This is a genomic window from Nodosilinea sp. AN01ver1 (genome assembly GCF_050565655.1).
Classification (GTDB): domain Bacteria; phylum Cyanobacteriota; class Cyanobacteriia; order Phormidesmidales; family Phormidesmidaceae; genus Nodosilinea.
Genome location: NZ_JBNXVS010000017.1, coordinates 53,361 through 72,588, shown reverse-complemented (window position 1 = coordinate 72,588; position 19,228 = coordinate 53,361). Strand labels below are relative to the sequence as shown.

Below are 19,228 nucleotides of genomic sequence, written 5' to 3'. Positions count from 1 at the left end.
CTGGCTCCTACTGCTGCACTGTTGCGATGTTCCCCATGATAGACGGGAGTGGAGTTACAGCGTTTAGTAAGTTTGCGCCATAGCGCAAACTTACTAAACGTTCACCTCATCGGCAAAGCTGGCCTTGCGCTTAAACATGAACGGCCCTGCCAGCGACCCCCACAGGTGCTCGTTAGTCTCTGGGTCGCGGCCTCGGTCCCAGCTGATGAACTGGTCGGCGTCAATTTCAAACTCGCTATCTAAATAAGTGAGCTTGCCGTTGCGGGTCACCATACAGGCGTTGCCGGGTTCCACTGCCCCTTTGAATTTGGTGCCCGTCCAGTGGACGATCATGTTGCAGCCGGGGGTTTTCTCAAAGTGGTCGGCGGTGAGCTGGGCGAGGCGATCGCGATCGCGGGACGCTCCGTAGAAGGCTTCGCCATCCTTGACCATGTAGTTCTCAATTAAAATATGGTCGCCCTGGGCGCTGAGCTTCATGCCGCGAGCCCGGTAGGGCTGGTTGAGCTGAAAGTCGTAGGCCTGCTCGATGTAAAAGCCCAACCCCCCCAGGGTGGCGGTGGGCAGGGGGCGCATGCAGACGCGAATGTGGGCAAACAGAGGCGGGTTGTCGAAGGCCTGCTGCTGATTGCTAAAGTCTGCCGCCATCCAGCGGGCCAGGGTGTGAGTATCGGTAGCGTGGGTCATGGATGGGTGTAGAAAGCGTCGTGATAAGGTTCTAGTTTACAGGTTTGGCGGTGCTGACTTTGAGGAAATGCCGTGGTGAAGAAGCTCCATATCGCTCTGTCTACTGAGGATATTGCCGCCTCTGTGGCCGATTATTCAGCCCGTTTGGGCTGTCGCCCCGATCTGGTGATTGAGGGAATATATGCCCTTTGGCGTACCGACCAGCTCAACCTCTCGATTCGTCAGGCTGCCGGAGTGCCGCCGGGGCAGCTGCGCCACCTGGGCTGGGAAGATGACGAGGCCGAGTCATTCTCAATGGATAAAGACGTCAACGGCATTACCTGGGAGCGCTTTGCCGCCCACCACCAGGCCGACGAGATCAACGAAATCTGGCCGGGCGCAAACTACCGAGTTGACGCTGGAGCAGGGGAATGACTCTGGGGCGATGCGCCGCTTTTCTCTGCCCTTAGCTTGCAACTGCCACGCGCCTTTATCTCACCCCACGGTTGTCGGGTCAGGCAATGTCGAAATTCAGCTCTCACCAATCACCCCACAGAACCCTTGCGATGACGACTCACTCCACCGTTGAAACCTTTTGCCTGCACATCGAACTGCTCGACAGCGACCCGCCGATCTGGCGGCGAGTCTGCCTTCAAGGTGATGCCTCTTTGGAAGCGCTGCACCAGGTGCTGACGGCCGCGATGGGCTGGTCGGGGGAGGCCGACTACGTGGTTAAGGGGCAGGGGCAGAGTTTAAAGAGCGGCGAAGAAAGAACGCTCTCTACCCTGCTGAATGAACCGGGCGACAGCCTGATCTATACCTATGCCCCGGCCCAGGGCTGGCTGCATAAGGTCACCCTCGAATCCATTGACGCGGCTCAAGATTCTCTACCGCGCTGCACCGCTGGCGAATACCAGTGCCCGCCCGAATTTTGCCAGGGCGTGTGGGACTACGTTGACCTGCTCGATCGCCTCAGCGATGGCGGTGACCCCGACGAAGTCGATGCCCTCTGGCAAAAAGTTGGCTACGACTTCGACCCCGAATACTTTGACTTAGCTGCCGCCAACCAGCGCTTGCAGGCGCGATCGCTGTAGAGCATAGCAGGGTCACATGGTCAGCACCGCCCGATAGCGCACCTTATTATCCTTCACCCGCTGCAGTACCTCGTTCACCTGCTCCAGCGGAAACGTTTCCACCAGGGGCTGAATGCCGAATTTCTCCACAATCTGCAGCATTTCGACGATCGTGGCCGGGCTGCCGATCTCAGACCCCATAATGCGGCGCTGTTTAGATGTCAGGGGCGTAATTGAAATTGTCAGCGGCTCGTTGGGAATGCCCACAAACATGAAGGTGCCGTTGGAGTCGAGATAGTTCACGTAGCCCAACCAGTCGAGGGCCTGATTAGCCGTATTGATGATGATATTTAGCTTGTTGACGGGCAGAGGTGGGGAACCTCCGGGCGGCACCAGAATGGCCTCATGGGCACCGAGCTGGGTGGCAAAGTCGGCTTTGTCAGCGGAGGTGGTAAACACCGTTACCCGGTTGCCCAGGCGGCTGGCAAACTGCACGGCCAGGTGGCCCAGTCCGCCGATGCCAATTACGCCGATCTCCTGCCCCGAGGTCATGCCCGCATTGCGTAACCCGGCGTAGACGGTGACCCCGCCACAGAGAATTGGTCCGGCAGCTTCCGTTGAGACCTCCGCTGGCAGCTTGAACGCGAAGCGCGAATCGACCACCATATAGTCGGCAAAGCCGCCGTAGCCGCTGACGATCAGCCCTTCCGCCTGGTCGCAGAGGTTGTGGTCGCCCCGCAAACAGTCCAGGCAGTGCATACAGGCGGCCTGCTGCCAGCCCACCCCGACGCGATCGCCCTTCTGCATGTGAGTAACCTGGGAGCCAACCTCAACCACCGTTCCAATCACCTCGTGGCCCGGCACCAGCGGGTAGCGCGATTGGCCCCAGTCGTCGTGGATCATGTGCAGGTCAGAATGGCAGATGCCGCAGGCCAGCACTTTGATGGCGCAGTCGAAGGGTTTCAGCGGTGGCGCGGCAAAGCTAAAGGGTTGGAGAGCGGCACCTTTTTCTAGCGCGGCGAAGGCGTTAATTTGCATCGGGTTTCTTCGGAGTAATGCCAGATATTGGCACTATTCCCTGGGTCGCTGGTGTAGCACAGACAGCGATCGCGCCCCCTACTTACCGCAACATTAAACCGCCTCTCGAATATCGGCCACCAGTGCGTCTATAGCCTCGGCGGTCGTATTCCAGGCGCACATCAGCCGCACGCCGCCGCTGCCAATGAAGGTATAAAACTTCCAGCCCCGCCGATGCAGCTCATCGATTAGCGGCTGGGGCATGTGCACAAACACCCCATTCGCCTGGCGCGGAAACAGCATTTTCAGCCCAGGAATGTCCTGTAGTTGCTGCTCCAGGTAGGCGGCCATGCGATTGGCGTGCTCGGCATTGCGCAGCCAGGCCCCGGTTTCCAGCAGCCCCAGCCACGGGGCCGAAATAAACCGCATCTTGGAGCACAGCTGCCCCGCCTGCTTGCAGCGGTAGGCAAAATCTTCGGCCAGCGACTTGTCAAAAAATAGAATCGCCTCGCCAATGCCCATGCCGTTTTTGGTGCCGCAGCAGCAGAGCACGTCGATACCCGCCTTCCAGGTCAGCTCGGCTGGGGTATGGCCCGAAGCCACCAGGGCGTTGGCAAAGCGGGCTCCATCCATATGAACTTTGAGCCCGTAGCGGCGGGCCAGATCGCTCAGGGCAGCCAGCTCATCGACGGTGTAGAGGGTGCCGACCTCCGTGACCTGGGTGAGGCTGATCACCTTGGGCTTGGGATAGTGAATGTCGGTGCGCTTGGTAATTAGCTGCTCGACGTGGGCTGGGTCAAGCTTGCCGTTTTCGCCCTGGGCCAGCAGCAGCTTTGAACCGTTGCTGGCAAACTCGGGCGCGCCGCACTCGTCGGTTTCGACATGGGCCAGCTCGTGGCAGATGACGCTGTGGTACGACTGGCACAGCGAGGCCAGGGTCAGCGAGTTGGCCGCCGTGCCGTTGAAGACAAAAAAGACCTCGCAGTCGGTTTCAAACAGCGATCGAAAGCGGTCAGAGGCCCGCTGAGTCCACTCGTCGTCGCCGTAGGCGGGTACGTCGCCATCGTTGGCCTTGAGCAGATAGTCGATCGCCTCGGGGCACATGCCGGAGTAGTTGTCGCTGGCAAACTGGAGCGGGCGCGGGGTCGGTGGAGCAGAAATCATAGCGATGAGGAGGTAGGCGTGTTTTGAGGATAGCTTGGGGTGCAGTTCCCGGATGTCTTTAGCAGACCTATCGCCGCGCAGCGACTCCAGATCAGTAGCGGCGTTAGGAAAGCGAGGCGGCAGGGTGGACAGAATTGATCGGTGGGTCAGGGCCGAGGGTAGCGACGGAGGGATGGAGTAAGATTGGACTAGAGAAGCGTTAGACCACAACGGGATTAGGGATTGGGCTATGGCGGATGGATGGCGCTGGGGTTGGTTGACGGCGGCAGCGGCGGGAATGTTGGTAGCCCTCGATGGCAGCAACCTGGCCCAGCTGGGGAGCGCGCCCGCCCAGGCCCAGGACGGCGGCACGATTACGCTGCGATCGGATATTCAAGAGGCTAACGCGGCGACAGGCATCATTACCGCTCGCGGCAACGTGCAGATTGACTACCCCAGCCGCAGCATTCAGGCCACCTCAGCCCAGGCCGACTATTTCAGCAACGAGCAGCGCATCGTGCTCAGCGGCGGCGTTGTCGTTACCCAGCGGGGAAACACGCTGCGAGCCGAAGTGGTTACCTACCTGATCGAAGAAGATCGCTTTGTGGCCACCCCTCGCCCCAACGACCAGGTTGAGGCCGTGTATACGCTGCCTGAGTCAGCGCCCAGTTCGGTTCAGGGTGAAGCGTCGGGGAACAGCCGCCCGCCTGCGCCTCGTCCACCCACGGTGCTAGACGTCAGCCCCATTGAGCCCGAACCTCAGCCTTCGCCCTCCTTAGAAGAAAATTAGTCCCGGCACGGCCCGTGACCTGGCTGCAACATGTGGCTCCAAACAACAAGACTGATGAGCCACTAGTGACCAGCTCTAGCGACTCTGTGTTTATAAGATTGCTCAATCCGGCCTCGGGGCGGCCTGGGAACTGCTCTCGGTACCGTTGTGAGGCTAAAGCGCACTGCAGGTGAGGGGTCTGAGCCACTTGACTCCAATAACCAGGGTGCTAGGCTTCAATGGTTGTCTGGACAGTTTTGCATGGATGTTCATCCCCCTAAAGGTAGATTTTGTTTACCTGGGCTTTATTAATCTGCCGCTAATAAAAAAAATTGTAAAAAGGGTTCTCTCTACATTGGCGATCGCAATAGCAAGCATAGATATGATGAGCTAAGCACACGTCACGGCAAAAAAGATCATTCAGGTCTGCTGTATGTTTGGTGTTTTCCTGGCTCAGTTGAAATCTACCGCATTGTTAATGGGCTAAATGGTTTCTTCCAAAGTCACCCTCTAATTTAGAGCACATGCACGTAAAGAAAACGATACTCAGGCTTTTGGGTCTGCGGTTCTAGGGTGCCAGCTTATTTTTAAGCAGACTTAGCCCTGGTGTGCAGAGGACCTTTTTTACTTTTGTAGTTAATGCAGAGCTGAACCTGAGGTTTTGCAGATGTGTTTAGCATCTGCACGTTCTCTTGCGTCTAGAACGCAATCTACCTGTTCCTGTAAAGCGTTGCTGAATAATGCATTTTCTATTCAGGCCAACATGCTTACTTATTTTCTATCCTCAAATTTACTGAAAGAGATTTCTGCCGTTGGCTTATTAAAACAGTTGATCAAAAAAGTGCAGGCAATCTTGCGGCTGCTGCGGGGCGATCCGCGATTTTTGGTAATGAGCTGGCTGGCGCGCTTTATTGCGGTGCGAGAGTGGGTGGCCAATCGCGGCAGCTATACGCCTCCAGCCACCGTTGGTCAAGGAGTCATACAGGCAACAGCAGGGGCCCGCTTCCTAGATAGCTCAGGCCAGGTCGCTAAACTTATCAAGGCCCACGGCTACTACGTCGGCTTTTCTCTCCAGAGCAGCATTTTGCAGGATTTGCGCACCTTTGCTGAAACAATGCCTTGCTATGCCAACCGCGATCCGACGCTGCCGTTTTACGTCAAAAATAAGGTTCAGTTTGAGCAAGAGCTTGGTGCCCCGCTGCTGGTGGCAGGTTATTTAGACAGCCACGAAACCTGCGATGCCTATCAAAAGCTCAAGACCGATCCATACCTTTTAGATGTGGCTAGCCAGTACCTTAACCATTCAGCCGTTTACATGCGAGGCGAATTAGCCTGGGGGTTTCCGGCTCCCAATACCTTAGCCGAAAGGGTTAGCACAGCACGGGTTTACCACTGCGATATCAATGACTTTAAGACGATTAAATTTTTCTTTTACCTCACCGATGTGGGAGAGGGTGAAGGCCCCCATGCCTATATCAAAGGCAGCCATCGCCATCGACAGTTTGGCCACCAGTGGATCGGCCAGGGCTGTGCGGCTATTGATGACGATATCCTAGTGGAACTCTATGGCCGCGATCGCGTTCATGTGGTTACCGGCCCAGCCGGGCTGGGTTTCGCAGGGGATCCTTACTGTTTGCATAAAGGTAGCGTACCTGACCAGCAACCGCGGCTGCTGCTGCAGCTTGAATACGGCATTTACCCCTATCGCATTTGGTACTTTTAGAGTTTGCTATGCTTGAGCAGATTAACTCTTATAGACAAGATGGTGCGGTCCGGGGTCTTTAAAACAGCTGTTGCCAGCCCTGGGCTAAGGCACCCTATTTTTGGCTCCAAGCCGTCAAAATATACCAGCTGGGATATAGATAATGTCGATCGCTCAACCGAATGCGCCTGCCCAGACGACTCCAAAAGTTGCCTACCTGGTCAACCAGTACCCTAAGGTCAGCCACAGCTTTATTCGGCGCGAAATTGCGGCCCTCGAAGCCCAGGGGCAAACTGTAGCCCGGTTTTCAATTCGCTCCTGCGCCGACGAACTGGTAGACCCCGATGATATTAAAGAGCTAGATAAAACTCAGATTCTGCTAGATCAGCCCCGGTCTGAGCTATTGCTCACCATCGCCAGAGTTGTGCTACAGCGACCGATGGCGTTTGTAACCGCCCTTGGCTTAGCCTTTCAGTGCGGCCTGAAGGACGAGTCGGGGCCGCTGTATCACCTGGCCTACCTGGCCGAAGCCTGCGTGCTGCTGGCCTGGTTTGAGGCGGCCAAGATCGACCACGTGCACGCCCATTTCGGCACCAACTCCACGACCGTCGCCATGCTGTGCCACGCCCTGGGCGGGCCACCCTACAGCTTTACGGTGCACGGGCCAGAGGAGTTTGACAAGGTGAGGGCAATTTCACTGCCCGAAAAAATCAGGCGCGCGGCCTTTGTGGTGGCGATTAGCTCCTTTGGCAAGAGCCAGCTGTACCGCTGGAGCGCGCTGGAGGACTGGCCCAAAATCCATGTGGTGCACTGTGGACTCGACCAAACCTTTCTAGCCCAGGCGTTTACGCCCATTTCAGAGCAGCGCCACCTGGTCTGTGTGGGGCGACTCAGCGGGCAAAAGGGCCACCTGCTGCTGCTGGAGGCGATTAAGCAGCTGGTGGATGAGGGCTATCGGTTTACGGTGGCGCTGGTGGGCGATGGCGAAATGCGATCGCAGGTCGAAGCCCTCATAACCACCTATAACCTGCAAGACTGCGTCTCGATTACGGGTTGGGCCGCCAGCCAGGTGGTCAAAGATCAGCTGCTCAAGGCGCAGGCGCTGGTGTTGCCCAGCTTTGCCGAAGGCTTGCCCGTTGTCATTATGGAAGCCCTAGCCCTGGGTCGCCCGGTCATCACCACGTCTATTGCCGGTATTCCTGAGCTGGTTGAAACCGGCATCAACGGCTGGCTGGTCGTCCCCGGATCGGTTGAGTCACTGGTTGATGCCATGCGCGCCGCCCTCAATACCTCCCCGGCAGAGCTAGAGACCATGGGTAAAGCCGGAATGACGAAAGTCGCGCAGCAGCATGACATCGACCACGAGGCCGCTCACCTGGCACGGCTCTTTGGGGAGAGCGGCCCTAGCTAGATAGGGGCTGGGACGTTAGCACTGGTTCTGGGCATATTCCATGACAATAGCTATCCGTTTGCTCACAGCAGGGCCCTCAGATCCCTGGGGGTTGAGGGCTACCCGGTCGTCAGGTGTTGACTGCGCTCAACCCTCACTATTTCAATCATCCAGAACTGAGCGCAGTTGTTTGTTCTCTGGGCGGGCATTGTCAACGCGCAGCGTCTCCCAACGGTAAAACGTCCGATCAGCGGGTACCTTCTCTTGTCAGCTCCTCAAGCTCAGCCGTGGGGCAGAAGCGTCCTGACCTGGTCCATCAAGGCCATCACCTAGAGTAGGGAAGAGCTTTGATACAATTTACGAAGCTCACTCAAACCCTACTGGCCCCAGCGCGCCCTTGAAAATCGTACTTGACAACGTGCAAAAGACCTACGGCAAGCGCCAGGTGGTCAACCGGGTTAGCCTTTCGGTGGCCCAGGGGGAGATTGTCGGCCTGCTGGGGCCGAATGGGGCGGGCAAGACCACCACGTTCTACATGGCAACTGGGCTAGAGCGGCCCGACGGCGGCAAGGTCTGCCTCGACCAGATCGACATCACCGACCTGCCCATGCACCAGCGGGCGCGGCTGGGCATTGGCTACCTGGCCCAGGAGCCGAGCATTTTTCGCAACCTATCGGTGGCCGACAACATTTTGCTGGTCATGCAGCAGACGCGGGTGCCCCCCGATGAGTACGGCGATCGCCTGCAGGACCTGCTAAAAGAATTTCGCCTGGAGAAAGTGGCCAACTCCCTGGGCATTCAGGTGTCGGGGGGGGAGCGCCGCCGCACCGAGCTGGCCCGCTCGCTGGCCTCTGGCCCAGAGGGGCCGAGGTTTTTGTTTTTGGATGAACCCTTTGCCGGGGTAGACCCGATCGCCGTCAACGAGATTCAGGAAATTGTGGCTAAACTGCGCGATCGCGACATGGGCATTTTGATTACCGACCACAACGTGCGCGAAACGCTCCGCATCATCGATCGCGCTTACATTATGAGCGACGGACAAATCCTGGCCTCCGGCAGTGCCGACGACCTCTCCAGCAATCCTCTAGTGCGCGAGCACTACCTCGGCAAAGACTTCGAAATTTAGCCCGTCCTCAGCCCCCTCTCCTCAGGGTTCAGGCCCGTGGGCTATCCTGCAAGGGGTTCCAGACTCATGCGATCGCCACGCCATCTCCCCATCCTTCTCATCACCTCACCTCCTCACCCCTTTCAGCGCCCTGCCCGTCCTCTACCGCCCCACCTATGACCACCGCTCCCTACAGCCCCCCTCGCCCCCGCCCTCGGCCACCCTTGCTAACGGTGATGGATCGCTACATCGCCAGAGAGCTAACCATGCCCTTTTTGTTTGGGGTGGGTGCGTTTTCCTCGATTGGCATTTCGATTGGGGCACTGTTTGAGCTGATTCGCCGCATCACCGAGTCGGGGCTGGCGATTACGCTGGCGGTGCAGATTTTTGTGCTCAAGCTGCCCGAGTTCATTGTGCTGGCCTTTCCCATGTCCACGCTGCTGGCCACCATGATGACCTACAGCCGCTTCTCCAGCGACAGCGAGCTGATTGCCCTGCGGGGGGTGGGGGTGAGCATTCGCCGCATTATTGCCCCGGCGGTGGTGCTGAGCCTGCTGGTGACGGGCCTCACCTTTATATTCAACGAGCTAATCACCCCGGCGGCCAACTACCGGGCCGCTATCACCCTGGAGCAGGCGCTCAAGTCAGAGCGCCCCCCCTTTCAGGAGCGCAATATTTTCTATCAAGAATTTCAGCCCGCCAGAGATAACCCAGAGGCCCAGGAGCTCAAGCGCCAGTTCTACGCCCGCCGCTTCGATGGCACCACCATGCACGGGCTAACCATTATCGACTTTTCCCAGGCGGGGCTAAACCAGGTGGTCAGTGCCGAGTCGGCCAACTGGGATGTGGAGAGCAACGCCTGGACGTTCTATAATGGCACTATTTACGTGGTCGCGCCCGACGGCTCTTTCCGCAACATTATTACCTTTGAAACCCAGGAATTGCAGCTGCCCCGCACGCCCCTGGATCTGGCCAGCCGCACCAAAAACGACACCGAGATGAACATTGCCGAGGCCACTCAGCAGCTGGAGCTGGTGCGCCAGAGCGGCGACGAAAAAATGATTCGCCGCTGGCAAATTCGAATTATGCAAAAGTACGCTCTGCCCTTTGTCTGCGTCGTGTTTGGCCTGGTGGGGGCCTCGATTGGGGTGCTGCCCCAGCGCACCAGCCGCGCCACCAGCTTTGGCATCAGCATTGTGATCATTTTTGGCTACTACCTGCTGTCGTTCATTACCAACGCCATGGGCGAGGTGGGGGTGCTGTCGCCGTTTTTGTCGGCCTGGCTGCCGACCCTACTGGGGCTGGGAATTGGCCTGTATCTGCTGTTTCGCGCCTCCAAGTAGCACGCTACGCCCCTACGGAGGTTCTGAGGCGAAGTTTCCCCGTCGAACTTCACCATAGACGGGAAGGAAGCGAACAAGGGGCAAGATTTTACAAGACAGTCCCTGGCCCAAAGCCTATGCTTGGGGCTGATGTTGCCACGGGGCTCGGCCATGAGAGAAGAGGCAAAAGCGTGGCGATCGCCGCTATTCACCAATCTAGAAGTGCTCCACGCCACCTATCGCACCCATGCGTTTGCTCGGCATGTCCATGAAGATTTCTGCGTCGGCATTATTGTTGACGGGGTAGAGGCGGTTAACTATCGAGGCGCTACGCATACGGCCCCCAAGGGCAGCATTGTTGTGCTGCAGCCGGGCGAGGGCCACAGCAACTGGGCCGCCGTCGAGGCTGGCTGGAGTTTTCACGTCATCTACCCTGCCGCCAGTTTGGTTCAGGGGCTGCTGGTTGAAGAGGCCGACCAGCAGACAGGGCTGCCTTTTTTTGCCGAACCTGTGATCTGCGATCGCCCCCTGTTTCGGCAGTTAGCCCTGGCCCACGCGCGGCTGGCTGCGCCAGCGGCAGAAGACCGCCTATCGCTAGAGACGCACTTGCTGACGCTGCTGCGCACCCTGGTTCGCCGTCATGCTGTTCACGGCAGTAAAAGACCACAACGCTACCAGCCCGACCACCCGATGGTGCAGTCGATTAAGCACCATTTAGAAGCGCACTACGACCAGCACTTTACCCTAAACGATCTGTCGCAGCGGTTTGGGCTCAGCCCCTACTACCTAACCCGGGTGTTTCGCGACGCAGTAGGGTTACCGCCCCACGGCTACCTCACCCATCTCCGCATCGCCCAGGCCAAGCAGCAGCTGCGCCAGGAGACCGCTTTGACCCAGCTGGCGTTAGAGCTGGGCTTTGTCGATCAGAGTCACTTCACCAAGACCTTCAAAGCCTGGGTCGGGGTTACCCCTGGGCAATACCGCAGGCAGCTGACTCGTTAGCCGTCACGCCCGTGCTCGTCCCGTCCTCGCTCCAGTCGTTGCGAAGCCCAGAGATGTCTGATTCCCCTCGTCTCCTTCCCCTCGGTTCAGGCTGCCTGGCGGCGCTGGGCTGGGGGCTCACCGGTACGTTTATTAAACTGATGCCTCAGTTCAGCACCCTGGAGGTGCTGTCAATGCGGTTAGGAATCGCCGGACTGGTCATGCTGCCGATTCTAGTCGTGCGCCGCCCCCTCTGGTCAGACCTGCGGATGCTGCTGAAAGACCCCCTAACGGTTTTGCTGTCGAGCCTGATGGTGCTCTATTACCTGTTTGCGGTTCGAGCGTTTCAGCTGGCTCCGGTGGGCGATGTCGTTTTGGTGGTCGGGCTGTCGCCGCTGCTGGGGCTAGCCGCCAAAGCCTGTCTCAGGCAGCCGCTAACGGCAGCCGAAGGCATTGGTGGAGCGATCGCGTTTGGCGGACTGGTTTTATTTGTGCTGCCCAAACTCCAGGGCAACAGTGATGATCGTTTGGCCTACCTGACGGGGCTGGGGTTTGCTCTGCTGTCTGCGGTCACTACCCTGGCCTATGCCTCACTGTTTAAATCTCACGGGGCCAAACAGCCCCGGCTGACCCCGGTGCTGGTAGCGTTTATCACCTTCGCGATCGGAGCAATCTGGAGCATCCCCCTGGCTTGCCTATCGACCTCCCTGCGGCTAAACGACCTGGTGCAGCCACCTGTAGGGATGATAATTCTGGGGTTGGGGGTGATCTCAACGGTGATGCCGACCCTGTGCTACAGCTATGCCGCTCAGCATCTCTCGCCCATTCTGACCACAGCCCTCAACCTGATGACGCCCATCTTTGCCGCCGCCATTGCCGCCGTCTGGTTGGGGGAGCAGCTATCCGGGTGGAACATCGTCGGCGCCCTGTTGATCCTCACTGGCATTCTGACCCTGTCTGTGCCTCATTCCAGCGGCAAAGCCCAAGCGCATTGAGACAGCCAGCGTCGAGACGCTCTACAGAAGAGACTCGGCTGGGGTTGAACTTCAATTGATGCACAATTCAATACCTTCAAGCCAGCGATTCAAAAGAAAAACCCGTCCTGCTCAATTTCTTCAATGGTTTGCAGCCCTCGGGTGTCGCCCACTTTGAGCAGAGCGGTGCGGGCGTCTTCGCGCACCCCCAGGTCATCTTCTTCGGCAAAGCTCTCGATCAGGGCATCGATCGCGGTGTGATAGACCACATTCGAGGGCAGTTCACGGCAGAGCTGGCCCACGGCCCAGGCGCAGTTGCTGCGCACCGCCGGTACCGGGTCGCGACGCAGGCCCTCAATCAGGGGGGGAATGGCGGCGATCACCGACTCGTAGCTGACCTGCGCCATCTGAGCCAGGGCGCTGGCGGCCCACAGCCGCACCGCCGAGATATCGGTGCGCAGCGCTTCGATCAAAGGCAGCAGCGATCGCGCGTCGTGGGCATTGCCTAGAGCCCACACCAGCCCCTTGCGCACGTAGCCGTTCCAGTCGGTCGCCAGCTGGGCAATCAGTGCCTCTACCGCCGACGGGTGGGGGTTACGGCCCAGGGCGTAGGCCGCACTCACCCGCACCAGGGGGCAGAGATCGGTGAGCAGGGCGATCAAGGGGGCCACGGCGCGACTGTCTTCCACCTCGCAAAAGGCCCGCGCCGCCAGCATCCGCTGCTGCGGATCGGTCGCCGTTAGCAGCGGCAGCATCGCCTCGGGGTCGTACTGGGGGGCCTGCTCCTCGTCTACGGGGCCAAGCGCATCGAGGGGGTCGGCAAACTCCAGATCGGGGTTTAGGGTTGTCAGATCGTCGTCATACATAGGGCTACTTTATCTGGTTGTGCCGCACTTTTAGCGGTAGCGGCAAACCCCTGCAAACTTTCGTTAAGCAAAGCCACAGACCCTACCTTTGAGGCGGCTAAGCGTCCCGGTTGATGAGCTGCACCACGCCGATTGCCCAGGTTCCAGCGGTACACAGCCTGGCCTTCGCCCGAGCCAGTCGCAAAGAGATAGCCTCGCTGAAATAGCCGTCTCGGCTGTCTACCAGCGGGCAGAATGCTTAACCTAGAGGCCCAGCGATTACGGAATTTCTACGCCTCAGCGAGCTGTCAGCGCTGTAGAAGCGGTGGCAAGGGGTAGTATCCTCCATTAGATTGGCGAAATAACCAAATCGAGGCAGGTGCAGCGGTCCCAAACTTTCCGAAGAATATCCGTAGTTCTCCATAGCCCACCCAGACAGCCTTTAGGATGAAGGCATAGACCGGGTCAGACTTTCTCCAATTACCAAGGCAACGCCTCACCAATGCTGTCCGCTAGCCTGACTGATCAAATTGGGAATCGGTCAACTGACGCCTTGCTGAACCCAAAGACAACCCCGGCGACGTAACCAGGAGTATGGTATCGATGGCTTCCCAAGATCAAGTTAGAAACTTTTTGGCCCACTGGTTTCAGCTGGGCAAGCCCGTAGTGCTGGCCGAAAACCGGGGCGAATATCTGCCCGATCCTATCTTTCAAAACGGTCGCTACAGCCAGTCGTTTGAAGACTGCTGGCACAAAGTTATGGTGACCAGCGGTCGAGACTGCTATCTCAAGGGCACCACCCAGAGCATTGCAGAGATGCTGTCGCCCGTGTGGGATATAACGCCCTGCGCTCGCTGCGAGATGCCCGTTGCGATGCCTACCGCTGGCACGATGACCTCTCTCTGCCCCTGCGATGACTTACCCACCTGGCCCAATACCGACGTGCCCATGCCCCGCACCGCCGTCGATAACCAGCAGCAGCTGACTGCTCTGCGGCAGCGGCTGGGCAACGCGAAGCGGTAGTCAGGTCAGAATCGCCAGAAATCTGGCCCGAATCTTGGCGGATGGTGCAGCGCCTATGCCGACGACGAAGCCAGCACCTTCTCGTCCTGGCGGGGAATGTCGTAGATCATGAAGTCGTGGGCCATAACCGTATTGGGGAAAATGGCCCGAGCTTCGGCCAGTAAGTCGGGCAGCTGAATGTCGTTGCCGGGGGCATAGCGGGGGCTGAAGTGGGTCATAATCAGCTGCTTGGCCTGGGCGCTGAGCGCTACCTGGGCCGCCATCGTTGATGTAGAGTGCAGCCGCTGGTAGGCCAGATCAGCGTCGCGGTGGGAGAAGGTGGCTTCGTGGATCAGCACGTCGGCGCTGTGGGCCAGGTCAACGGCGCGATCGCAGTAGATCGTATCGGTGCAGTACACCAGCTTGCGCCCCACCAAATCTGGCCCACAGAGGTCGGCTCCATTGATGGTGCGGCCATCGGCTAGCTTGACCCGCTGCCCCTGCTTCAGCTGCCCGTAGATGGGTCCAGCGGGAATTCCCATTGCCTGGGCGCGCTTGACGTCGAAGTGACCGGGGCGATCGCGCTCTTCGATCCGATAGCCGTAGGCGGGCACCCGGTGCTCCAGCAGGTCGCACACCACCCGAAACTCCTCATCCTCAAACACCAGCCCCGGCTCTACAGTGTGAATTTTGATCGGCAGCGAAAAGTGGGTTTGGGAATAGCGGCGGCTGGCCTGCAGGTAGTCGTTCAGCGGTTTAGGGCCATAGATATCGATGCGCTGCTGACGGTTGCCCGCCAGTCCGCAGCTGGCCAGCAGCCCCATGAGGCCAAAAATGTGGTCGCCGTGCATGTGGGTGATAAAAATGCGGCGAATTTGGCTCGACTTAAACTCGCTGCGCAAAAACTGGTGCTGGGTGCCCTCACCGCAGTCAAACAGCCACACCTCGGCCCGCTGGGGCAGCCGCAGGGCCACACTCGACACATTGCGGGCGCGGGTTGGCACGCCAGAACTGGTACCCAAAAATGTAATCTGCAACGGAACGGCCTCTAGGAGATAACGGGTGCAAAGTGTCGGATGTCAGGTGTCGGATGTTGCCGGATATAGAGGGTCGGATATCAGATGCGGGTGCCATGCAGCCTCAGAACCATAAACCGTATACCTAAAACCTAATACCCAGCACCTGAAACCTGGCACCCATCTTCCTACCCACCTATCTTGCCACGACCCAGAGCCAATGGCCGGAGCCAGCGGAATCTAACCCTACGAAGTATCATCGACACAGGTCCGTTCTGCCCAGAGCCCCCAACTAAAGCCGCAGCGCTAAGGAACCACCGATGATTTCAATGACCTATTTACTGACAGCGCTGCTGACCGGGCTGGGTTTGGCTGCCAATATGCCCGCGACCCAGGCGGCTCCGCCAGGTATGCACTACGCCTGGCAGGTGTTGGGCATTGATACCGCCCAATGCCTGAGCCAGGCCAGCCAGGCGCTAGAGTCTCAGGGGCTAGAGCCGATGCAAAACGATGCCACCAGCGTGGCCGGGCGTTCTGACACCGTGACGGCCATGTTTGTGTGTATCGAGAGCCAACCCGCCATCACTACGGTAATGGTGGTCGTCGCCAGCGACAGCGATGAACAGGCTCTGGCCCTGCGTGAGGCGCTGAAGCAGGCGTTTTAGGTCATGCGCATCGTCGCCTACTGCTATCGAGAGGCCGATGCCTCAGGGTTTCCTGCCCTTGCAGCCCTCGGGGAGGAGACCCTGGCCTCGATTGAACGGGTCTACACCGATCTAGCGTTGCCAACAGAGCCACAGTACCGACCTGAGCGCGATCGCCTGCTCGCCGACATCCAAAGCAATCCGCCCGATCTGGTGCTAGTCGATCATTTGGCCAGCCTGGGCAGCAATGCCGACGACACCTGCCACTGGGTTCAGCAGCTCGAAGCAGCGGGGGCCGAAGTAATCTCGCTTCAGGATAGCTCGGTGGATGTGTTCAGCCTGCTGCAGGGGGTCGATCTGGCGAGCCAGCAGCGTCGTCGCCGTCTGCGCGAGGGGCACGCCCGCAGCCGCCTTCAGGCCCTGCCACCCCCCGGCAAACCGCCCTACGGCTACCGTCGCGGCCAGGGCCGCTACCTGATCGATCGCGCCACCGCTCCGGTCGTCACCGCCTTTGTGAACGAATTTTTGCTCTACGGTTCGCTGCGGGGGGCGGTGCGGTTCATTGAGAGCAAGTACGGCAAGCGCATTTCGGTGTCTACCGGGCGGCGCTGGCTCACTCACCCGGTGTATCGGGGCGACCTGCAATACCAGGATGGCAACACCCTGCGCGACACCCACGCCGCCATCATTAGCCGCGACGAGGCCGCCCAGATCGATCGCCTGCTGCGCCGCAACCGACCGCTGCCGCCCAGAACGGCGGGAGCCGCGCGATCGCTGGCTGGCCTCGTCACCTGCCAGGAGTGCCGCCAGCCTTTGACCATTTCCAAAACCGCCCCCAAAACCACGCCCAGGGGTCAGGCCAAGCCCTACCTCTATCTGCGGCCCAGCGGCTGCCCCAAAACTCCCCGCTGCAAAGCCATCCCTTACGATGAGGCCCTAGACCGCATCGTCGCCGAAATTTGCCAAGTGCTGCCCCAGGCCGTAGCTCAGTTTACCGCTAAAATTCCGGCTGGAACGCCTGCCCCCGGCACCCGCTTACAGGGCCAAATCGAGGCTAAAGAAGCCGTTTTGGCCCAGCTGCCCGCCCTGGAAGACTCTGGCGTTCTCGATGCCGAAACCGCCGCTCTGCGCCGCTACAAGCTGCGGGGCGAAGTGGCTACCCTGCACCAGCAGCTCGCCCAGCTTCCCCCAGTCAACCTACAAGAGCTGTCTCAGTCGGTATCGATTCCCCAGTTTTGGCTCGACCTATCAGAGGCCGAGCGCCGCTTCTTCTTCCGCGAATTCATCCGCGACATTCAGATCGTGCGCGAGGGCGACAAATGGCGGGTGGAATTGGTGCTGGTATTTTGAAGAAGAATGTTGATGCGCCAGTTTTTCACCCTTTGATAGAGCTACCTTGGTCGCGATAAACTCCGTTACAGCGGCAAGTAAAGCACGATGTCTTTCCACTCGGCTTGATCACTGTAGTCAATCAGCAGCAGTAGCTCATCAATAGCTTGACGCATTGGCATACGATCATTCACGACAAACATGCCAGCCATGGGTTCTGCTTTGGTCAATCGGGCATAGGCGAAATCTGGCATAGTGGCGCGGTCGTAGGTCAGAAGAATGCGGTCATTCACCGCTGCCCAAGCCAGAATTGCTGCATCGTCAACCATTCGCAGGCCAGCATCTTGAACTCGAATCAGATCCAGGCTGGGTCTGCGCAAAAACAGCCCTCGAACAACATCTCCACTAAAGTTTTCATCGCTGAGCAACCTGAGCATAGCTACTGATTTTGCTGAGCTAGCAAGCGACTGCGAATTGAGCTTAAATCTGGTTGAACGCTGTCAAGCCGTTGCTGAACCGCTTCAGCAAGCTGCTCTCTCTGCGTTAGGTAAGTTTCTACCGCATTCTGGTGCCTAAGGTAGTAGCCGATTGTGTTGTAGACATCGGAGAGCGATAGGGTCGGGTAGCGCTGAACAATAGTTTCTGGTGATGCCCCATCCTGAAACGCTCGAATCACAGTTTCTAGCAACACTCTGGTATGGCCAACGCGCACTACCCCGGTTACATCGGCGTGGAGAGGTGGTGTTTCCTGTTCTAGAACAAGGGTCATGGCTAAGTTACGCTCCTAGAATACGCTCCTAAAACTCGATGCTGTCGGGGGTGCGGGGAAAGGGGATGACATCGCGGATGTTGCCCATGCCGGTCATAAACTGCACCAGGCGCTCAAAGCCAAGGCCAAAGCCCGCGTGGGGCACGGTGCCAAAGCGGCGCAGGTCGAGGTACCACCAGTAGTCGTCGATCGGTAGCCCCGCCTCGATAATGCGGCGCTCCAGCACGTCGAGCCGCTCTTCCCGTTGGGAGCCGCCGATAATTTCGCCCACCTTGGGGGCCAGCACGTCCATCGCCGCTACGGTTTCGCCGCCGTCGTTGAGGCGCATGTAGAAGGCCTTGATGCCGGTGGGGTAGTCGGTGACGATGGTGGGCTTTTTGAACAGCTCTTCCGCTAAATAGCGCTCGTGCTCCGACTGCAGGTCAATGCCCCACTCCACGGGGAATTCAAAGGTTTTGTCGGCTTTCTCCAGCAGCTTGACCGCCTCGGTGTAGGTGATGCGCTCAAAAGTGTTGTTGATAATGTTGTCGGCAGTAGCCAGCACCGAATTGTCGATGCGCTGGTTGAAAAATTCCATATCCTCCGGGCATTGCTCCAGCACCGAGCGGAAGATGTACTTGAGGAATTCTTCGGCCAGATCCATGTTGCCGACCAGGTCGCAGAAAGCTTTTTCGGGCTCCACCATCCAAAACTCGGCCAGGTGGCGGGAGGTGTTGGAGTTTTCGGCCCGGAAGGTGGGGCCAAAGGTATAGACATCGGTAAAGGCCATTGCCATGATCTCGGCCTCGAGCTGACCACTGACGGTGAGATAGGCGCGCTTACCAAAGAAATCCTGGCTGTAGTCCACGTCCCCCTCTTTCGTTTTGGGGGGATTGGCCAGGTCTAGCCCCGTAACGGCAAACATTTCCCCTGCCCCTTCGCAGTCGCTGGCGGTAATGATTGGGGTGTGGATCCAGAGAAAACCGCGCTCATTGAAAAACTGATGAATCGCCTGGGCGCAGGCGTTGCGCACGCGAAATACCGCCCCTAGAGTATTGGTGCGCGACCTGAGGTGACCTAGAGTGCGCAGGTACTCAAACGAGTGGCGCTTTTTCTGCAGCGGGTAGGTCTCCCCGTCGGCGGTGCCGTAGACGGTGATGGAGCTGGCCTGCAGCTCGACCCGCTGGCCCTTGCCGGGCGACTCTACCAGCTGCCCGGCCATCTCGACCGAGGAGCCGGTGGTGAGATCTTTGACCACGGTGTCGTAGCCGGGCATATCGGCGCTGAGCACAACCTGCAGCCCGGCCATCGACGAGCCATCGTTCACCTCCACAAAGGTGATGCCCTTGGCCTCGCGCTTGGTGCGAACCCAGCCCTGAACGGTAGCGGTCTGGCCCGGTTCGCCAGCGTGCAGAATGTCTCGAATGCGCGGCATAGTCGTACTTGTCGTAGGGGGTCTGTAAACGGTTGACACAGGTTGTTACCTATTTTGACCCACAGCGGCT

Annotated in this window: 20 protein-coding genes; 12 read left to right on the top strand and 8 right to left on the bottom strand. The window is 58.7% G+C overall.

Annotation, left to right across the window (positions count from 1 at the left end):
- Positions 1 to 93: 93 nt before the first annotated feature.
- Positions 94 to 684, bottom strand: coding sequence for a chromophore lyase CpcT/CpeT (locus tag ACQ4N7_RS14730; protein WP_430712258.1), 591 nt, complete (start codon positions 682 to 684; stop codon positions 94 to 96).
- Between the two features lie 75 nt (positions 685 to 759).
- Between ACQ4N7_RS14730 and ACQ4N7_RS14725 the strand changes: the two genes are divergently transcribed.
- Positions 760 to 1,098: a hypothetical protein gene (locus ACQ4N7_RS14725; protein ID WP_430712257.1), complete on the top strand. Its 339-nt coding sequence runs from the start codon at positions 760 to 762 to the stop codon at positions 1,096 to 1,098.
- 131 nt (positions 1,099 to 1,229) lie between these two features.
- A complete protein-coding gene (locus ACQ4N7_RS14720) occupies positions 1,230 to 1,757 on the top strand; it encodes a plasmid pRiA4b ORF-3 family protein (RefSeq protein WP_430712256.1) in 528 nt (175 codons plus the stop codon).
- Positions 1,758 to 1,769: 12 nt separating this feature from the next.
- Here ACQ4N7_RS14720 and ACQ4N7_RS14715 read toward each other — a convergent pair whose 3' ends face one another.
- Both ACQ4N7_RS14715 and ACQ4N7_RS14710 read right to left on the bottom strand, forming a co-directional pair.
- A complete protein-coding gene (locus ACQ4N7_RS14715) occupies positions 1,770 to 2,774 on the bottom strand; it encodes an NAD(P)-dependent alcohol dehydrogenase (protein WP_430712255.1) in 1,005 nt (334 codons plus the stop codon).
- A gap of 93 nt (positions 2,775 to 2,867) precedes the next feature.
- Positions 2,868 to 3,917, bottom strand: coding sequence for a threonine aldolase family protein (locus ACQ4N7_RS14710; protein WP_430712254.1), 1,050 nt, complete (start codon positions 3,915 to 3,917; stop codon positions 2,868 to 2,870).
- Positions 3,918 to 4,146: 229 nt separating this feature from the next.
- Here ACQ4N7_RS14710 and ACQ4N7_RS14705 point away from each other — a divergent pair, with 229 nt between their 5' ends.
- The 7 genes from ACQ4N7_RS14705 (at position 4,147) to ACQ4N7_RS14675 (ending at position 12,160) form a co-directional block, all read left to right on the top strand.
- Complete coding sequence (locus tag ACQ4N7_RS14705) at positions 4,147 to 4,686, top strand: LptA/OstA family protein (protein ID WP_430712253.1); 540 nt, start codon at positions 4,147 to 4,149, stop codon at positions 4,684 to 4,686.
- A gap of 820 nt (positions 4,687 to 5,506) precedes the next feature.
- The gene (locus ACQ4N7_RS14700; RefSeq protein ID WP_430712252.1) at positions 5,507 to 6,388 is read left to right on the top strand and encodes a hypothetical protein; all 882 of its coding nucleotides are present in this window, start codon (positions 5,507 to 5,509) and stop codon (positions 6,386 to 6,388) included.
- Between the two features lie 142 nt (positions 6,389 to 6,530).
- Positions 6,531 to 7,778: a glycosyltransferase family 4 protein gene (locus tag ACQ4N7_RS14695; RefSeq protein ID WP_430712251.1), complete on the top strand. Its 1,248-nt coding sequence runs from the start codon at positions 6,531 to 6,533 to the stop codon at positions 7,776 to 7,778.
- A gap of 376 nt (positions 7,779 to 8,154) precedes the next feature.
- Positions 8,155 to 8,883, top strand: coding sequence for an LPS export ABC transporter ATP-binding protein (gene lptB, locus ACQ4N7_RS14690; protein ID WP_430712250.1), 729 nt, complete (start codon positions 8,155 to 8,157; stop codon positions 8,881 to 8,883).
- Positions 8,884 to 9,098: 215 nt separating this feature from the next.
- A complete protein-coding gene (locus ACQ4N7_RS14685; protein ID WP_430712294.1) occupies positions 9,099 to 10,205 on the top strand; it encodes an LptF/LptG family permease in 1,107 nt (368 codons plus the stop codon).
- 150 nt (positions 10,206 to 10,355) lie between these two features.
- Entirely contained in the window at positions 10,356 to 11,186 is an 831-nt protein-coding gene (locus ACQ4N7_RS14680) for an AraC family transcriptional regulator (RefSeq protein WP_430712249.1), read from the top strand.
- 53 nt (positions 11,187 to 11,239) lie between these two features.
- Positions 11,240 to 12,160, top strand: coding sequence for a DMT family transporter (locus ACQ4N7_RS14675; RefSeq protein WP_430712248.1), 921 nt, complete (start codon positions 11,240 to 11,242; stop codon positions 12,158 to 12,160).
- 89 nt (positions 12,161 to 12,249) lie between these two features.
- Here ACQ4N7_RS14675 and ACQ4N7_RS14670 read toward each other — a convergent pair whose 3' ends face one another.
- Entirely contained in the window at positions 12,250 to 13,005 is a 756-nt protein-coding gene (locus tag ACQ4N7_RS14670; RefSeq protein WP_430712247.1) for a HEAT repeat domain-containing protein, read from the bottom strand.
- Positions 13,006 to 13,587: 582 nt separating this feature from the next.
- Here ACQ4N7_RS14670 and ACQ4N7_RS14665 point away from each other — a divergent pair.
- Positions 13,588 to 14,007 carry a hypothetical protein gene (locus ACQ4N7_RS14665; RefSeq protein WP_430712246.1) on the top strand — a complete coding sequence of 140 codons (420 nt, stop codon included), beginning with the start codon at positions 13,588 to 13,590 and terminating at the stop codon, positions 14,005 to 14,007.
- A gap of 53 nt (positions 14,008 to 14,060) precedes the next feature.
- On the opposite strand, the gene ACQ4N7_RS14660 is transcribed toward ACQ4N7_RS14665, so the two are convergent.
- On the bottom strand, positions 14,061 to 15,023 hold the full coding sequence (locus ACQ4N7_RS14660) for a ribonuclease Z (protein ID WP_430712245.1): 963 nt from the start codon (positions 15,021 to 15,023) through the stop codon (positions 14,061 to 14,063).
- Positions 15,024 to 15,322: 299 nt separating this feature from the next.
- Between ACQ4N7_RS14660 and ACQ4N7_RS14655 the strand changes: the two genes are divergently transcribed.
- Together ACQ4N7_RS14655 and ACQ4N7_RS14650 are read left to right on the top strand one after the other, a co-directional pair.
- On the top strand, positions 15,323 to 15,667 hold the full coding sequence (locus ACQ4N7_RS14655; protein WP_430712244.1) for a hypothetical protein: 345 nt from the start codon (positions 15,323 to 15,325) through the stop codon (positions 15,665 to 15,667).
- Between the two features lie 3 nt (positions 15,668 to 15,670).
- On the top strand, positions 15,671 to 16,996 hold the full coding sequence (locus tag ACQ4N7_RS14650) for a recombinase family protein (protein WP_430712243.1): 1,326 nt from the start codon (positions 15,671 to 15,673) through the stop codon (positions 16,994 to 16,996).
- A 65-nt stretch (positions 16,997 to 17,061) separates the two neighbouring features.
- On the opposite strand, the gene ACQ4N7_RS14645 is transcribed toward ACQ4N7_RS14650, so the two are convergent.
- Genes ACQ4N7_RS14645 through asnS form a run of 3 tightly spaced genes read right to left on the bottom strand, consistent with a single transcriptional unit; the run spans position 17,062 to position 19,158 of the window.
- Positions 17,062 to 17,412, bottom strand: a complete 351-nt coding sequence (locus ACQ4N7_RS14645; protein ID WP_430712242.1) for a DUF5615 family PIN-like protein — start codon at positions 17,410 to 17,412, stop codon at positions 17,062 to 17,064.
- Positions 17,413 to 17,414: 2 nt separating this feature from the next.
- Positions 17,415 to 17,744, bottom strand: coding sequence for a DUF433 domain-containing protein (locus ACQ4N7_RS14640; RefSeq protein ID WP_430712241.1), 330 nt, complete (start codon positions 17,742 to 17,744; stop codon positions 17,415 to 17,417).
- A 28-nt stretch (positions 17,745 to 17,772) separates the two neighbouring features.
- Positions 17,773 to 19,158, bottom strand: coding sequence for an asparagine--tRNA ligase (gene asnS / locus ACQ4N7_RS14635; protein WP_430712240.1), 1,386 nt, complete (start codon positions 19,156 to 19,158; stop codon positions 17,773 to 17,775).
- Positions 19,159 to 19,228 lie beyond the last annotated feature (70 nt).

Coding starts and splice junctions, on each gene's coding strand:
- ACQ4N7_RS14675 (WP_430712248.1), top strand. CDS start 11,240: ATGTCTGATTCCCCTCGTCTCCTTCCCCTCGGTTCAGGCTGCCTGGCG.
- ACQ4N7_RS14670 (WP_430712247.1), bottom strand. CDS start 13,005: ATGTATGACGACGATCTGACAACCCTAAACCCCGATCTGGAGTTTGCC.
- ACQ4N7_RS14650 (WP_430712243.1), top strand. CDS start 15,671: ATGCGCATCGTCGCCTACTGCTATCGAGAGGCCGATGCCTCAGGGTTT.
- ACQ4N7_RS14655 (WP_430712244.1), top strand. CDS start 15,323: ATGATTTCAATGACCTATTTACTGACAGCGCTGCTGACCGGGCTGGGT.
- ACQ4N7_RS14710 (WP_430712254.1), bottom strand. CDS start 3,917: ATGATTTCTGCTCCACCGACCCCGCGCCCGCTCCAGTTTGCCAGCGAC.
- ACQ4N7_RS14720 (WP_430712256.1), top strand. CDS start 1,230: ATGACGACTCACTCCACCGTTGAAACCTTTTGCCTGCACATCGAACTG.
- ACQ4N7_RS14685 (WP_430712294.1), top strand. CDS start 9,099: ATGGATCGCTACATCGCCAGAGAGCTAACCATGCCCTTTTTGTTTGGG.
- ACQ4N7_RS14680 (WP_430712249.1), top strand. CDS start 10,356: ATGAGAGAAGAGGCAAAAGCGTGGCGATCGCCGCTATTCACCAATCTA.
- ACQ4N7_RS14695 (WP_430712251.1), top strand. CDS start 6,531: ATGTCGATCGCTCAACCGAATGCGCCTGCCCAGACGACTCCAAAAGTT.
- ACQ4N7_RS14705 (WP_430712253.1), top strand. CDS start 4,147: ATGGCGGATGGATGGCGCTGGGGTTGGTTGACGGCGGCAGCGGCGGGA.
- asnS (WP_430712240.1), bottom strand. CDS start 19,158: ATGCCGCGCATTCGAGACATTCTGCACGCTGGCGAACCGGGCCAGACC.
- ACQ4N7_RS14715 (WP_430712255.1), bottom strand. CDS start 2,774: ATGCAAATTAACGCCTTCGCCGCGCTAGAAAAAGGTGCCGCTCTCCAA.
- ACQ4N7_RS14645 (WP_430712242.1), bottom strand. CDS start 17,412: ATGCTCAGGTTGCTCAGCGATGAAAACTTTAGTGGAGATGTTGTTCGA.
- ACQ4N7_RS14730 (WP_430712258.1), bottom strand. CDS start 684: ATGACCCACGCTACCGATACTCACACCCTGGCCCGCTGGATGGCGGCA.
- ACQ4N7_RS14640 (WP_430712241.1), bottom strand. CDS start 17,744: ATGACCCTTGTTCTAGAACAGGAAACACCACCTCTCCACGCCGATGTA.
- ACQ4N7_RS14665 (WP_430712246.1), top strand. CDS start 13,588: ATGGCTTCCCAAGATCAAGTTAGAAACTTTTTGGCCCACTGGTTTCAG.